The organism is Pseudomonas sp. ANT_J28, from assembly GCF_008370005.1.
Taxonomy (GTDB): Bacteria; Pseudomonadota; Gammaproteobacteria; order Pseudomonadales; family Pseudomonadaceae; genus Aquipseudomonas; species Aquipseudomonas frigoris.
In genome coordinates, this window is the sequence record NZ_VOBM01000016.1 from 24,724 (window position 1) to 38,191 (window position 13,468).

Below are 13,468 nucleotides of genomic sequence, written 5' to 3' on the forward strand. Positions count from 1 at the left end.
TATGTTGGCTGATACACCGCTTTCGCGAGCAAGTCGGATCGCCGCACCGCCGCTCCCACATGGATTTGTGCGATTCCAAACCAAGTTGGTGCATCAAATTTTCAATGCCCGTTTTCGTGCACAAATCCCTCCTTGCCATTTCTTGAATCACCTTTTAAAACACTTGTTCGGGACTCTGGTTCGGAAATTGCTACTTTCATAGGGTCTTACGCTTTGCAGTAACAATAATTCTGCGCCACAAGCGCTCATATTGGTTTTTAGGGATTGAATAATGAAAAAAGCATTGCTGACCCTTTCTGCACTGGCGTTGTGCATGGCAGCCGGTTCCGCGCTGGCCAAGGAATACAAGGAATTGCGTTTTGGCGTTGACCCTTCCTACGCTCCGTTCGAGTCGAAAGCGGCTGACGGTAGCCTGGTAGGGTTCGACATCGATCTGGGTAACGCGATCTGCGCCGAGCTGAAGGTAAAGTGCAAATGGGTCGAAAGCGATTTCGACGGCATGATTCCGGGCCTGAAGGCCAATAAATTCGACGGTGTGATCTCTTCGATGACCGTCACCCCGGCCCGCGAAAAAGTCATCGACTTCTCCAACGAGCTGTTCTCCGGCCCAACCGCTTACGTATTCAAGAAAGGTTCCGGCCTGACCGAAGACGTAGCTTCGCTGAAGGGCAAAACCGTCGGCTACGAGCAAGGCACCATTCAGGAAGCCTATGCCAAAGCCGTTCTGGACAAGGCTGGCGTGAAAACCCAGGCCTATCAGAACCAGGATCAGGTGTATTCCGACCTGACTTCCGGTCGCCTCGACGCAGCGATCCAGGACATGCTGCAAGCCGAACTGAGCTTTTTGAAATCGCCAAATGGCGCCGGTTACGAAATCAGCAAGCCGGTGGACAGCGAATTACTGCCAGCCAAAACAGCTGTCGGTATCTCGAAAGGTAACAAAGACCTCAAGGCACTTTTGGATAAAGGTATCAAAGCGTTACACGACGATGGTACCTACGCCACCATTCAGAAGAAACACTTTGGCGATCTGAATCTGTACAGCGGCAAATAATGCCAGGCGCCCATCTTGCGATGGGCGCTTTTTTTACTCGATCAGGTTGCTGATTTATGTTCGAAAACCTCTTACAAACCCTGGGGCTCTCAGCCTTCAGCCTCAAGGGCTTCGGTCCGCTGCTGATGGAAGGCACCTGGATGACCATCAAATTATCGGTGCTGTCGCTGTTGGTGGCCGTTTTGCTCGGCTTGCTCGGCGCCAGTGCCAAACTGTCAAAAGTCAAACTGGTACGGGTTCCGGCCCAGCTCTACACCACACTGATTCGCGGTGTGCCGGACCTGGTGCTGATGCTGTTGATCTTCTACAGCCTGCAAACCTGGCTAACGTCGTTTACCGATTTCATGGAATGGGAATACATCGAGATCAACCCGTTCAGCGCCGGGGTCATCACCCTGGGCTTCATTTATGGCGCGTACTTCACTGAAACCTTCCGTGGCGCGATTCTCGCGGTCCCACGGGGCCAGGTAGAAGCGGCGACCGCGTATGGCCTCAAGCGCGGCCAGCGTTTCTGGATCGTGGTGTTCCCGCAGATGATGCGTTTTGCCCTGCCGGGTATCGGTAACAACTGGATGGTGATGCTCAAGGCCACCGCACTGGTCTCGATCATCGGCCTGGCCGACTTGGTCAAGGCTGCGCAGGACGCCGGTAAAAGCACTTATCAGCTGTTCTACTTCCTGGTGCTTGCAGCACTGATTTACCTGCTTATTACCAGTGCATCCAACTTCGTCTTGCGCTGGCTCGAACGCCGCTACGCCGCCGGTTCCCGGGAGGCCGTACGATGATCGAGCTCTTGCAGGAATACTGGAAAGCTTTCCTTTATACCGACGGCTACAACATCACCGGCCTGGCCATGACCATGTGGCTGCTCAGTGCGTCGATCTTCATTGGGTTTCTGGTGTCGATTCCGCTGTCTATCGCCCGGGTTTCGCCGAACTGCTACATCCGCTGGCCGGTGCAGTTCTACACCTACCTGTTCCGCGGTACGCCGTTGTATATCCAGCTGCTGATTTGCTACACCGGTATCTACAGCCTGGCCGCCGTGCGCGCCCAACCCGTGCTGGACGCGTTCTTTCGCGATGCGATGAACTGCACGATCCTGGCCTTCGCCCTGAACACCTGCGCCTACACCACAGAGATTTTCGCCGGGGCGATTCGCAGCATGGCGCATGGTGAAGTCGAAGCGGCCAAGGCTTACGGTCTGACAGGCTGGAAGCTTTATGCCTACGTGATCATGCCTTCGGCCCTGCGTCGTTCGTTGCCTTATTACAGCAACGAAGTGATTTTGATGCTGCACTCAACCACCGTGGCATTCACCGCGACCATCCCGGACATCTTGAAAGTCGCGCGGGACGCCAACTCGGCGACCTTCCTGACGTTCCAGTCGTTCGGCATCGCTGCGCTGATCTACCTGACTGTTACCTTTGTGCTGGTCGGCCTGTTCCGCCTCGCCGAACGCCGATGGCTGGCCTTCCTCGGGCCGACCCACTAGGACCCGCTTTAGGGATAAAGAGACATGCGCCACCAGATTCATGACCTGCTGGCCCCGCTGCCGGGGACCGCTCGACAGATTCACAGCTTTCACTTCGGCCCCTCATCGGCCAAAGGCAAGATCTACATTCAGTCATCCCTGCATGCCGACGAAATGCCCGGCATGCTGGTGGCCTGGCACCTCAAGCAACGTCTGGCGGTACTCGAAGCCGCCGGCCGTCTGCGCAGCGAAATCGTGCTGGTGCCAATCGCCAACCCGGTCGGCCTCGAACAAGTGCTGATGGATGTGCCGCTGGGCCGTTACGACCTCGAAAGCGGACAAAACTTCAACCGCTGGTTCGTGGATCTGAGCGAAGCCGTCGGCAACGAGATCGAAGGCCTGCTCGGCGACGATCCGCAGCACAACCTCGAACTGATTCGCAGCAGCCTGCGCAATGCCCTCGCCCAACAGACCGCCAGCACGCAACTGCAATCCCAGCGCCTGGCTCTGCAACGGCTAGCCTGTGATGCCGACATGGTGCTGGACCTGCATTGCGATTTCGAAGCGGTCGCCCACCTTTACACCACACCCGAGGCGTGGCCGCAGGTCGAGCCGCTGGCGCGGTACATCGGTGCCGAAGCCAGCCTGCTGGCCACCGATTCCGGCGGTCAGTCGTTCGATGAATGCTTCACCCTGCTCTGGTGGCAGTTGAAGGAACGCTTCGGCGAACACTTTGATATTCCGCTGGGCAGTTTTTCGGTCACCGTCGAATTGCGCGGTCAGGGTGACGTCAATCACCCGTTGGCCAGCCTCGATTGCCAGGCGCTGATCGATTACCTGATTCGCTTTGGCGCCATTGCCGGCGAACCGGCTCCGCTGCCCGAGCTGCCCTACCCGGCCACACCGCTGGCGGGCGTTGAACCGGTAGCCACACCGGTCGGCGGGCTGCTGGTGTTCACCGCGCTACCAGGGGAATACCTCGAAGCCGGGCAACTGATCGCTGAAATCATCGACCCGATCTTTGACCGCGTCACCCCCGTTCATTGCACCGTCGCCGGGTTGATGTACGCCCGTTCGCTACGGCGCATGGCCACTGCCGGCATGGTGATCGCCCACGTCGCGGGCACCGAAGCCTATCGCAGCGGCTACCTACTTTCGCCTTGAGGATGCATGCCCCATGTACAAACTGACCATTGAAGGCCTGCACAAAAGCTATGGCGATCATGAAGTACTCAAAGGCGTTTCGCTCAAGGCCAACACCGGGGACGTCATCAGCCTGATCGGCGCCAGCGGCTCGGGCAAAAGTACTTTCCTGCGCTGCATCAACTTCCTCGAACAGCCCAACGACGGCGCCATGAGCCTGGACGGCCAGAACATCCGCATGATCAAGGATCGCCACGGCATGCACGTGGCCGACGCCGACGAACTGCAAAAGATCCGCACGCGCCTGGCCATGGTGTTCCAGCACTTCAATCTGTGGAGCCACATGACGGTGCTGGAAAACATCACCATGGCCCCGCGCCGGGTATTGGGTTGCAGCAAAGAGGAAGCCGAAGACCGCGCGCGGCGCTATCTCGACAAGGTCGGGCTGGCGGCGCGGGTGGCAGATCAGTACCCGGCGTTTCTGTCCGGTGGCCAGCAGCAACGGGTAGCCATCGCCCGCGCCCTGGCCATGGAGCCGGAGGTGATGCTGTTCGACGAACCGACTTCCGCGCTCGACCCGGAACTGGTGGGTGAAGTACTGCGCGTGATCCAGGGCCTGGCCGAAGAAGGCCGGACCATGATCATGGTGACCCACGAAATGAGCTTTGCCCGCAAAGTATCGAGCCAGGTGTTGTTCCTGCACCAAGGGCTGGTGGAGGAAGAAGGTGCGCCGGACGATGTGCTGGGCAATCCGAAAAGTGAGCGGTTGAAGCAGTTTCTGAGCGGTAATCTCAAGTAACCCTAAAACCCAAGGAGCGAGGCTTGCTCGCGAAGGCGGTGTGTCAGCCGACATTATCGTGCCTGACACTCCACCCTCGCGAGCAAGCTTCGCTCCTACACGCCATTCGTTTTTCGCAGGCGGCGATCAAGCAACGGGCGCGGGAGGCGGCTCATCCGGCAAGGTAGGCTCACCGGGCTCGTTGGGTTGTTCGTTGGGGGTATCAGGATCAGGCTGACCGGGGATGCCCCCCGCCGTGCTGATAGGTGGATGTGCCAACAAGGACCAGGCCAAAACGCCAACCTGATTGGGCTCAAGCCTTGCCAGTTCGGCACTTATTCGCGGATCGATCTTCATAGGGCACTCCTGAGCGATGGCCCCGTCCGCGTTGCGCGAACCGGGCAGTACACCCCATAGAGTGTCTACCCGTTCAAGAATTCCCACGACTTGCCAGACGAACGGATCAGGTGCGTGGCAGGGTAACGCCGCGCTGGCCCTGATACTTGCCGCCACGGTCCTTGTAGGACACTTCGCACTCTTCGTCGGATTCGAAGAACAGCATCTGAGCCACACCTTCGTTGGCGTAGATTTTTGCCGGCAGCGTGGTGGTGTTGGAGAATTCCAGGGTCACGTGGCCTTCCCACTCGGGCTCGAGCGGCGTCACGTTGACGATAATGCCGCAACGCGCGTAGGTGCTTTTACCCAGGCAGATCGTCAGCACATTGCGCGGAATACGGAAGAATTCCACGGTGCGTGCCAACGCAAAGGAGTTCGGCGGAATGATGCAAACATCGCTCTTGACGTCGACGAAGCTCTTCTCGTCGAAGTTCTTTGGATCAACGGTCGCCGAATTGATGTTGGTGAACACTTTGAATTCATCGGCGCAGCGTACGTCGTAACCATAGCTCGACACGCCGTAGGAAATCACTCGGTCGGCGCCTTCGCCGCGCATCTGGCGCTCTACGAAGGGCTCGATCATGCCGTGCTCTTGCGCCATGCGGCGAATCCACTTGTCCGATTTGATGCTCATGGCGGGTGTCCTGAATAGCGAGGTGGAAAAAATCTGTCCGGCATCTTACCGGGCGCACGCTTCGGGTTCAAAGTCCGGGGCGCAAATCTTGCCGATCCCCCGTAATTTCCGGCCCTTGCGGGTAAACCGGTGGACCGTCAGTCATGAAAATAGAGAAACCTTCGCAGGAAGCATTGGCACGTTCCGGAAAAAGGGTTAAGGTGGCGCCACTGTGCTGCTTGTGTCACTGAGAATCTCTACACGATATGTTGAATTTCGATCCAACCATCTACAAGAATTTTTCCTGCTCTTTGCACTCAGTCTCGGCCAGGGTTCTTCCTGCGTCGCAGTTATCTTTGTTCAAGGAGTTACACCATGTCTAATCGCCAAACTGGTACCGTTAAGTGGTTCAACGATGAAAAAGGCTTCGGCTTCATCACTCCACAATCCGGTGACGACCTGTTCGTTCACTTCAAAGCTATCCAATCCGACGGCTTCAAAAGCCTGAAAGAAGGCCAACAGGTTTCTTTCATCGCTACCCGCGGTCAGAAAGGCATGCAAGCTGAAGAAGTTCAAGTTATCTAACTTGTACTTGCTTTAGTAAAAAGCCCCGCCCTCAAAAGCGGGGCTTTTTTGTGCCTGTCTGTTTTGCAGGCAAAAAAAATCGCAGCCCATGGCTGCGATTTTTTGCGTCTTACCAGGCCACGCCAAACCCGGCGGTGTACCGGGTCTTGTCCAAATCAGCATCGTCGGTGCCGCTGATGATGTCTCTCTCGGCCTTCAGGTTAAGCGACGCCCATTCGGTCACTTTGTAGCGCAAGCCCATTTCGGCATCGAGCGCGTAGTCGGCCACGCCCGACAACGGCTTGCCCACTTCGCCGTTCGTGAAGAACTCCACCTTCTTACCGATCAGGTAGCGGTTGTAGTCCCACTTCATCGCCACGGAATAGAAGTTTTCCTTGCCGCCGTCTGCGAACTCATAGTCCGTGCGGTTGACCAGCGACCCCAGGGAAAATGCGCCCAGCTCGTCGTCCCAGAATTGGTAACCGGGGCCGGTACCGACTGTGCGCTGGCGGGCCAGCTCTTCGACCTTGTCGCGCTTATAGACCGCGCGCCCTTGCCAGAACCATTTTTCGGTCAGGAACCTGTCGAGCGAGTATTCACCCCGCCAGTTGTCAGTAGTGACCACACCATCCTGAAATTCGCGGTTGTACTCGCCTTCTGCTGTGTGCCGCCATCTGCCATGACGCGCAGTGGTCTTGAAGTCGATATCGTAATCGTCGGTGTCTTTCTCGGCCCGCTGATAATCCAGCGCCGCATCGATATTACCCTTCCACACCAAATCCTCAACGATAGGCTTGGGCTTTAGAATCTGCTGAATGCTCGCCAGCTCCACAGTCTTGGGCGTCTCGCCGTTGGCCAGGGTGACCTTGCCGTCTTCTGCCGCATGCAGCGCCTTGGCCTTTTCACCGGTGTAGGCATCCTGCTTGACCAGCAACTGCTGATCGCTTTCCAGGGTTTTAACCTGTTTCCAATCGATCGGGACGGAACCGGCATACTCAGTCTGAATCAACAGCTTGCCGCCATCGAAAACGGTGATCTTGCCGCTCAGCTTGTCACCGTTCTTCAACCAGACGGTATCGGCGAGCAAGGGCGTGGAGGCGCTGACGACAGCGAGGCACAGCAGGGCTCTGGACAACATAAGCAAATACAGGCTCAGGTTTGCGAAAAAAAGTCGGCATTATCCATACGAATAAGACCCTAGCAAGGACTGACCCAACTATTTCTATTGAGTTCATTTCTCAATAGGTGATCCAGGATTTACTCTACAGACGGTAAGGCAAACTTTTTTCAGGAACTGCCGACGTGAGCGACTCAACCACTGAAACCGATAGTCCGGCGCAAATCCGACGCACGGCGCTGTACCTGACACTGGCGCAAGTCCCAGAGGGCAAAGTCGTGAGTTACGGTCAGCTCGCCGAGTTGGCGGGACTGGGTCGCGCCGCCCGCTTCGTCGGGCGGACACTGAGCCAACTGCCGGGCGACAGCAAATTACCCTGGCACCGCGTGCTCGGCGCCGGCGGGCGTATCAGCCTGCCTGTAGGCAGCCCTTCAGGTGATGAACAACGCGCGCGTTTGCACATGGAGGGCATCTGTATCCTGAACAATCGTGTTGATATTCAGCGCCATGGCTGGCGCCCGGTAGAGCACAGCGGTTAGAGTGCGCGCTTTGTTTCCGTATTTCTTGAGGCAGACTCCAGCCCATGCCCCGTAAAACCTGGCGCGCCGCGCTCGCCGCCTATGCCAGCCCCTCGACGCTTGTACTGTTGCTGCTTGGTTTCGCCGCCGGCCTGCCCTACATGCTGGTGTTTTCGACACTTTCGGTCTGGCTGCGCGAAGCCGGTGTGGCTCGCGAAACCATTGGCTATGCAAGCCTAATCGGCCTGGCCTACGCCTTCAAATGGGTCTGGTCACCGCTGCTCGACCAATGGCGCCTGCCATTTCTCGGCAAGCTCGGTCGACGACGTTCCTGGCTGGTGCTTTCCCAGGCACTGGTCATCCTCGGCCTGATCGGGATGGGTTTCTGCGACCCGCAAAAGCATTTGTCCTGGTTGATCGCTATTGCGGTTGTCGTTGCTTTCGCCTCGGCGACGCAAGACATCGCAGTCGACGCCTATCGCCTGGAAATCGCCGACGACACCCGCCAAGCCGCGCTCGCCGCCAGTTACATGTCGGGTTACCGGATCGCCGCGCTGCTGGCCACCGCCGGCGCCCTGTTCTTCGCTGAAGGCTTCGGCTCCACCGGTTTCAACTATAAGCATTCGGCATGGGCCGGCACCTACATCCTGTTCGGGGCCTTGATGGTTCCGGCGCTGCTGACCTCCTTTTTCATGCGCGAACCGCCGGTGCCGCTACGCACACAGCTTCAGGCCGGGCGCTACAGCTTTGTGCATCAACTGGCATCGGTGTTTGTGCTGATCGTGCTGCTGGTTTCCGTGCCGGCCATGTTCACCCAGTTGTACAACACCGATTTCGCCAGCGTGCTGTTCCAAGGCGTGAGCCCGCTCAACCTGCTGCTCGAAGACCGCGCGTTCCTGCGGGCGATCCTCTACACCACCCTCACCGCTCTATGCCTGTCGGCCATTGGCCGCCGTGGCCTGGCGCCGGTGCTGACGCCGATCAACGACTTCATTCTGCGCTACCGCTGGCAAGCGTTCCTGCTGCTTGGGCTGATCGCCACCTATAGGATGTCCGATACGGTCATGGGCGTGATGGCCAACGTGTTCTACATCGACCAGGGCTTCACCAAGGATCAGATTGCCAGCGTCAGCAAGATCTTTGGCCTGATCATGACCCTGGTCGGTGCCGGCATGGGCGGCCTGCTGATCGTGCGCTTCGGCATCTTGCCGATTCTGCTCATCGGCGGCATTGCATCAGCCGGCACCAACCTGCTGTTCCTGATGCTCGCCGACATGGGCGCCAACCTGAACATGCTGATCCTCACCATTTCCCTGGATAACTTCAGTTCGGGCCTGGCGACCTCGGCGTTTGTCGCCTATCTGTCGAGTCTGACCAACCTGAAGTTCTCCGCGACCCAGTACGCACTGCTCAGCTCGATCATGCTGTTGCTGCCACGCCTGATCGGCGGCTACTCGGGGGTCATGGTGGAGAAATTCGGTTACCACAACTTCTTCCTGATCACCGCCCTGCTGGGCGTTCCGACGCTGCTGTTAATCGCGTTGCACTGGTTCCAGGAGAGCCGCCGCGAAGGCCCGACGCCAACGCCGGCACCAGAACCGGCTCCGACCCGGGTCGCGGAAGAATCGTAGGTTCTTTAGCAGGAAGCAGCGCAGAGGGCGCGGGGATTCCCGCCCTCCCGCCACACCCCGCCGACCGCACGCCTGTACGCCAGCAGATCTCGCCCGTACAATGCTCCGTCATTTCTCGTCATCAGCAACCGACAACGGCCAACCATGCGCACCAGTCAATTTTTGCTCGCCACACAGAAAGAAACGCCTTCCGACGCGGTCGTGATCAGCCATCAGCTGATGCTGCGCGCCGGCATGATCCGCAAACTCGCCTCGGGCCTGTACACCTGGCTGCCGATGGGCTTGCGAGTGATGCGCAAGGTCGAAGCCGTCGTTCGTGAAGAAATGAACGCCGCAGGCTCTCTCGAAGTGTTGATGCCGAGCACCCAACCGGCTGAGCTGTGGCAGGAATCCGGTCGCTGGGAAGAATACGGCCCTGAATTGTTGCGCTTCAAGGATCGCCACGGTCGCGATTTCTGCGCCGGCCCGACTCACGAAGAAGTCATCACTGACCTGATGCGCAACGAGTTGAGCAGCTACAAGCAGCTGCCGATCAACCTGTACCAGATCCAGACCAAATTCCGTGACGAAATCCGTCCACGCTTCGGTTTGATGCGCGGTCGCGAATTCATCATGAAGGACGCCTACTCCTTCCACGCTGACCAGCCATCGCTGCAGGTCACCTACGACCGCATGCACCAGGCGTACTGCAACGTGTTCACCCGCCTGGGCCTGAAGTTCCGTCCGGTTGAAGCCGACAACGGCTCGATCGGTGGTGCCGGTTCCCACGAGTTCCACGTACTGGCCGAATCCGGCGAAGACGATATCGTCTTCAGCAACGGTTCCGACTACGCCGCGAACATCGAGAAAGCCGAAGCCGTGCCACGCGAGACCTACCGCGCCGCACCTGCCGAAGAGCTGCGTCTGGTCGACACGCCGAACGCCAAGACCATCGCGCAACTGGTCGAAGGCTTCAACCTGCCGATCGAAAAGACCATCAAGACCCTGGTGGTTCACGCTGAAGAGAAAGGCAAGCTGATTGCCCTGATCATCCGTGGCGACCACGAGCTGAACGAAATCAAGGCCGGCAACCAACCGGGCGTGGCCAGCCCGCTGGTCATGGCGTCCGAAGCCGAACTGCGCGACGCCATTGGCGCCGGCGCCGGTTCCCTCGGCCCGCTGAACCTGCCACTGCCAATCATCATCGACCGTTCCGTCGAGCTGATGAGCGACTTCGGCATCGGTGCCAACATCGACGACAAACACTACTTCGGCGTGAACTGGGAGCGTGATCTGCCGGTTCCGACCGTTGCCGACCTGCGCAACGTCGTCGCCGGCGACCCGAGCCCAGATGGCAAGGGCACCCTGGAAATCAAGCGCGGCATCGAAGTCGGGCACATTTTCCAGCTGGGCGACAAGTACAGCAAAGCGATGAAGTGCGAAGTGCTAGGCGACAACGGCAAGCCAGTCACCCTGCAAATGGGTTGCTACGGCATCGGCGTTTCCCGCGTGGTGGCGGCGGCTATCGAGCAGGGCAACGACGCCAACGGGATCATCTGGAGTGACACGCTGGCCCCGTTCCAGATCGCTCTGGTACCGCTGCGCTACGAAACCGAACAGGTTCGCGAAGCCACCGACAAGCTGTATGCAGAATTGACTGCAGCCGGCTTCGAAGTACTGCTGGACGACCGCGACAAGAAAACCAGCCCGGGCATCAAGTTCGCGGACATGGAGCTGATCGGCATTCCTCACCGGATCGTGGTCAGTGACCGCGGCCTCGCCGAAGGCAATCTTGAATACAAGAGCCGCACCGAGCCCGAAGCGCAAGCGCTGCCGGTCGCAGACGTGCTGTCCTTCCTTCAGTCCCGTATCCGCCGCTGACACCAGATAGAGACGTCATGTTCAAGCGAAACACCTTAGGCCTCGGTGGTGCCGCCCTGTGCGGCACCCTGCTGGTCAGCGGCTGTGCCAATCACATGTCACAACGCAGCGAGCACGAGGAGCGTGTCGAGCGCAAATTGCTCGATCACAGCCTGCAGATCGATGTCGGCGAGCCGAAGGTGCTTGAGCTGCCGCAACGTCGGGTGAAGATCCACGAGCAGAAGACTTTCGAAGTTACCGAATTCGAAGTCACACGCCACTACGACCGCTACACGCCTTACCAACCCTGGCGGGAGGTTTACGAGATTCCGCTGGGCGCGGTGGCCGTAGTGGCCGGCGTCGGAGCGAACGTGGTCAACGTGTTCGCTCTTGGCAATCTTCCGGACAGCGTGACCAAGGATTGGCTGAGCTACGGTTTCGCCGGGCTCAACCCGTTCATGAACACGCAGTCTCATGGTCGCGCGCAGCAGAATCTGGCGGGAATCGACGAGGTCCAGCTCGACAAGCGCACCGAGTACTCGAGCCTGCCATGGAGCGAGCGCCCGGTTGAGGTCAAGGCCGGCAAGGAAACGTTCGAGCTAAGCACCGACAAAAACGGTGTTTTGCGCGTGAACCTGCTGGACAGCCCGTTCGCCGAACATGACATCAATCATTTGAGCCGGCTGCTGATCAGTGTCCAGAACACCCAGGACGATGTGCATACCAATTCGTCCTTGGCGGTCAGTAGCTCCTTGCGTGGCAAATTGCTCGAAGCTCACGGGCTGATTTACGACGACCTCGAAGACGACGAAGTGAGCCAGTGGGTCCACCGGGTCAAACGCTTGTCGGAACTGGGGCTGGAAGAAGAAGCCACCGAGCTGGAACAAAGCCTGATCGAACTGACGCGCAACGATCCCGAGTTGCAGACCGAATTCCTCAAGTCATTGACCAAGGATGCCGGGCGACTGGTAGCGGATCCGGGACCGAATTAAAGTCAAAAGCTTCGCGAGCAAGCCCGCTCCCACAGTTGACCGCGTTGTTCAGACGAATGCGATCTAATGTGGGAGCGGGCTTGCTCGCGAAAGCGGCCTGACATTCACAACAGCACCAAACCTGCCACTACCGCTCAAACAACTCCATCTGCTCAAACCCGCCCCGCAAATCCTCTAGCCGCACCCCAATCCCCAGCAACCGCACCGGTTTCCCGCCGCGATTGAACGCCTGGGTCAGCAACAACTGATAGCTCCCCAAATCCCGCCCTGCCCCGGCCTGCTCCAGCGTGGTCTGGGTGAAGTCATGGAATTTCACTTTGACGAATGGCTTGCCCGGTCGATAGCTGCTGTCGATTCGCGCCATGCGGCCGGCCAGGGTTTCCAGTAACTCGGGTAATTTATCGAGGCAGCTCACCAGATCCGGCAGGTCGACGTCATAGGTGTTCTCGACACTGATCGACTGCCGACGACTGTCGTTGTGCACCAACCGGTCATCGATCCCACGGGCCAGGCTCCAGAGTCGCTCACCGAAACTGCCGAATTCGCGCACAAGCGCCAACTTGTCCCATTCGCGCAGATGCGAACAATCGACGATGCCGAGCCTGCCTAATTTGTCTGCGGTAACTTTGCCAACACCGTGCAACTTGCTCACCGGCAAACCACTGACAAAATCCTCGACCTGATCCGGCGTAATGACGAACAAGCCGTTGGGCTTCTTCCAGTCGCTGGCGATCTTGGCCAGAAACTTGTTCGGCGCAACGCCCGCCGAAACGGTGATGTGCAGCTGATTAGAGACGCGACGGCGAATGTCCTGGGCGATCCGCGTGGCGCTGCCACCGAAATGCGCACTGTCCGATACGTCGAGGTAGGCCTCATCCAGGGAAAGCGGCTCGATCAAGTCGGTGTAATCGCGAAAGATCGTGTGAATTTCCTTGGAGGCTTCTCGATAGGCCTCCATGCGTGGCTTGACGATGGTCAGGTCCGGGCACAGCTTCAAGGCATGTCCGGAAGACATGGCCGAGCGCACCCCATAAGCCCGCGCTTCATAATTGCAGGTGGCGATCACTCCACGTCGATCCGCAGAACCGCCCACAGCCAGAGGCTTACCGGCCAGGCTCGGGTCGTCACGCATCTCGATGGCGGCGTAGAAGCAATCACAATCGACGTGGATGATTTTTCGCTGCGTCATATAAAAGCAGTGTTCATGATGAAGAGATGGCGTATTGGCGAGTCAGATCGGCAGTATCTCACTGACCCCTGTATATAGCACCAGTACTCTGAATGTTCTTTTACCCTCGTAGGAAAAGTGCCGGATGAATTTATTTTATCAATCGAAAAGCTTCACCCGATAG

At 58.3% G+C, this 13,468-nt stretch carries 14 protein-coding genes; 10 read left to right on the forward strand and 4 right to left on the reverse strand.

What is annotated here, in order from left to right; genetic code table 11:
• Positions 1–271: 271 nt before the first annotated feature.
• The 5 genes from FQ187_RS13470 to FQ187_RS13490 are packed head-to-tail and all read left to right on the forward strand — an operon-like array spanning position 272 to position 4,467.
• Positions 272–1,054, forward strand: a complete 783-nt coding sequence (locus FQ187_RS13470) for a transporter substrate-binding domain-containing protein (protein WP_149629874.1) — start codon at positions 272–274, stop codon at positions 1,052–1,054.
• A 56-nt stretch (positions 1,055–1,110) separates the two neighbouring features.
• Positions 1,111–1,839 carry an ABC transporter permease gene (locus FQ187_RS13475; protein ID WP_149629875.1) on the forward strand — a complete coding sequence of 243 codons (729 nt, stop codon included), beginning with the start codon at positions 1,111–1,113 and terminating at the stop codon, positions 1,837–1,839.
• Complete coding sequence (locus FQ187_RS13480) at positions 1,836–2,546, forward strand: ABC transporter permease (protein WP_149629876.1); 711 nt, start codon at positions 1,836–1,838, stop codon at positions 2,544–2,546. Before FQ187_RS13475 ends, FQ187_RS13480 begins: the two co-directional genes overlap by 4 nt.
• A 24-nt stretch (positions 2,547–2,570) precedes the next feature.
• The gene (locus FQ187_RS13485) at positions 2,571–3,689 is read left to right on the forward strand and encodes a succinylglutamate desuccinylase/aspartoacylase family protein (protein WP_149629877.1); all 1,119 of its coding nucleotides are present in this window, start codon (positions 2,571–2,573) and stop codon (positions 3,687–3,689) included.
• 13 nt (positions 3,690–3,702) lie between these two features.
• Positions 3,703–4,467 (forward strand): ABC transporter ATP-binding protein, encoded by a 765-nt coding sequence (locus FQ187_RS13490; protein WP_149629878.1) that lies wholly within the window; start codon positions 3,703–3,705, stop codon positions 4,465–4,467.
• 126 nt (positions 4,468–4,593) lie between these two features.
• Here the strand turns inward: FQ187_RS13490 and FQ187_RS13495 are convergent, their stop codons facing one another.
• The gene (locus FQ187_RS13495; protein ID WP_134418892.1) at positions 4,594–4,803 is read right to left on the reverse strand and encodes a hypothetical protein; all 210 of its coding nucleotides are present in this window, start codon (positions 4,801–4,803) and stop codon (positions 4,594–4,596) included.
• Between the two features lie 106 nt (positions 4,804–4,909).
• Positions 4,910–5,476, reverse strand: coding sequence for a dCTP deaminase (gene dcd, locus FQ187_RS13500; RefSeq protein ID WP_074874089.1), 567 nt, complete (start codon positions 5,474–5,476; stop codon positions 4,910–4,912).
• 354 nt (positions 5,477–5,830) lie between these two features.
• Here dcd and FQ187_RS13505 point away from each other — a divergent pair, with 354 nt between their 5' ends.
• Positions 5,831–6,040 carry a cold-shock protein gene (locus FQ187_RS13505; protein WP_002554837.1) on the forward strand — a complete coding sequence of 70 codons (210 nt, stop codon included), beginning with the start codon at positions 5,831–5,833 and terminating at the stop codon, positions 6,038–6,040.
• A gap of 109 nt (positions 6,041–6,149) precedes the next feature.
• Here the strand turns inward: FQ187_RS13505 and FQ187_RS13510 are convergent, their stop codons facing one another.
• Complete coding sequence (locus FQ187_RS13510; protein ID WP_149629879.1) at positions 6,150–7,157, reverse strand: DUF481 domain-containing protein; 1,008 nt, start codon at positions 7,155–7,157, stop codon at positions 6,150–6,152.
• Between the two features lie 164 nt (positions 7,158–7,321).
• On the opposite strand from FQ187_RS13510, the gene FQ187_RS13515 reads away from it, so the two are divergent.
• The 4 genes from FQ187_RS13515 to FQ187_RS13530 all read left to right on the forward strand — a co-directional run bounded on the left by FQ187_RS13515 (position 7,322) and on the right by FQ187_RS13530 (position 12,116).
• Positions 7,322–7,675, forward strand: coding sequence for an MGMT family protein (locus FQ187_RS13515; protein ID WP_149629880.1), 354 nt, complete (start codon positions 7,322–7,324; stop codon positions 7,673–7,675).
• A 44-nt stretch (positions 7,676–7,719) separates the two neighbouring features.
• The gene (locus FQ187_RS13520) at positions 7,720–9,285 is read left to right on the forward strand and encodes an AmpG family muropeptide MFS transporter (protein ID WP_149629881.1); all 1,566 of its coding nucleotides are present in this window, start codon (positions 7,720–7,722) and stop codon (positions 9,283–9,285) included.
• Between the two features lie 144 nt (positions 9,286–9,429).
• Complete coding sequence (locus FQ187_RS13525; RefSeq protein WP_149629882.1) at positions 9,430–11,145, forward strand: proline--tRNA ligase; 1,716 nt, start codon at positions 9,430–9,432, stop codon at positions 11,143–11,145.
• Between the two features lie 17 nt (positions 11,146–11,162).
• Positions 11,163–12,116 carry a hypothetical protein gene (locus FQ187_RS13530; RefSeq protein WP_149629883.1) on the forward strand — a complete coding sequence of 318 codons (954 nt, stop codon included), beginning with the start codon at positions 11,163–11,165 and terminating at the stop codon, positions 12,114–12,116.
• Between the two features lie 127 nt (positions 12,117–12,243).
• Here the strand turns inward: FQ187_RS13530 and dinB are convergent, their stop codons facing one another.
• Positions 12,244–13,305, reverse strand: coding sequence for a DNA polymerase IV (gene dinB, locus FQ187_RS13535; protein WP_149629884.1), 1,062 nt, complete (start codon positions 13,303–13,305; stop codon positions 12,244–12,246).
• Positions 13,306–13,468 lie beyond the last annotated feature (163 nt).

What these genes read in the sequence shown, in the direction of transcription:
- FQ187_RS13480 (WP_149629876.1), top strand. Translation starts at nt 1,836, where the DNA reads ATGATCGAGCTCTTGCAGGAATACTGGAAAGCTTTCCTTTATACCGAC.
- dcd (WP_074874089.1), bottom strand. Translation starts at nt 5,476, where the DNA reads ATGAGCATCAAATCGGACAAGTGGATTCGCCGCATGGCGCAAGAGCAC.
- FQ187_RS13485 (WP_149629877.1), top strand. Translation starts at nt 2,571, where the DNA reads ATGCGCCACCAGATTCATGACCTGCTGGCCCCGCTGCCGGGGACCGCT.
- FQ187_RS13475 (WP_149629875.1), top strand. Translation starts at nt 1,111, where the DNA reads ATGTTCGAAAACCTCTTACAAACCCTGGGGCTCTCAGCCTTCAGCCTC.
- FQ187_RS13525 (WP_149629882.1), top strand. Translation starts at nt 9,430, where the DNA reads ATGCGCACCAGTCAATTTTTGCTCGCCACACAGAAAGAAACGCCTTCC.
- FQ187_RS13510 (WP_149629879.1), bottom strand. Translation starts at nt 7,157, where the DNA reads ATGTTGTCCAGAGCCCTGCTGTGCCTCGCTGTCGTCAGCGCCTCCACG.
- FQ187_RS13520 (WP_149629881.1), top strand. Translation starts at nt 7,720, where the DNA reads ATGCCCCGTAAAACCTGGCGCGCCGCGCTCGCCGCCTATGCCAGCCCC.
- FQ187_RS13505 (WP_002554837.1), top strand. Translation starts at nt 5,831, where the DNA reads ATGTCTAATCGCCAAACTGGTACCGTTAAGTGGTTCAACGATGAAAAA.
- FQ187_RS13490 (WP_149629878.1), top strand. Translation starts at nt 3,703, where the DNA reads ATGTACAAACTGACCATTGAAGGCCTGCACAAAAGCTATGGCGATCAT.
- FQ187_RS13530 (WP_149629883.1), top strand. Translation starts at nt 11,163, where the DNA reads ATGTTCAAGCGAAACACCTTAGGCCTCGGTGGTGCCGCCCTGTGCGGC.
- dinB (WP_149629884.1), bottom strand. Translation starts at nt 13,305, where the DNA reads ATGACGCAGCGAAAAATCATCCACGTCGATTGTGATTGCTTCTACGCC.
- FQ187_RS13470 (WP_149629874.1), top strand. Translation starts at nt 272, where the DNA reads ATGAAAAAAGCATTGCTGACCCTTTCTGCACTGGCGTTGTGCATGGCA.
- FQ187_RS13495 (WP_134418892.1), bottom strand. Translation starts at nt 4,803, where the DNA reads ATGAAGATCGATCCGCGAATAAGTGCCGAACTGGCAAGGCTTGAGCCC.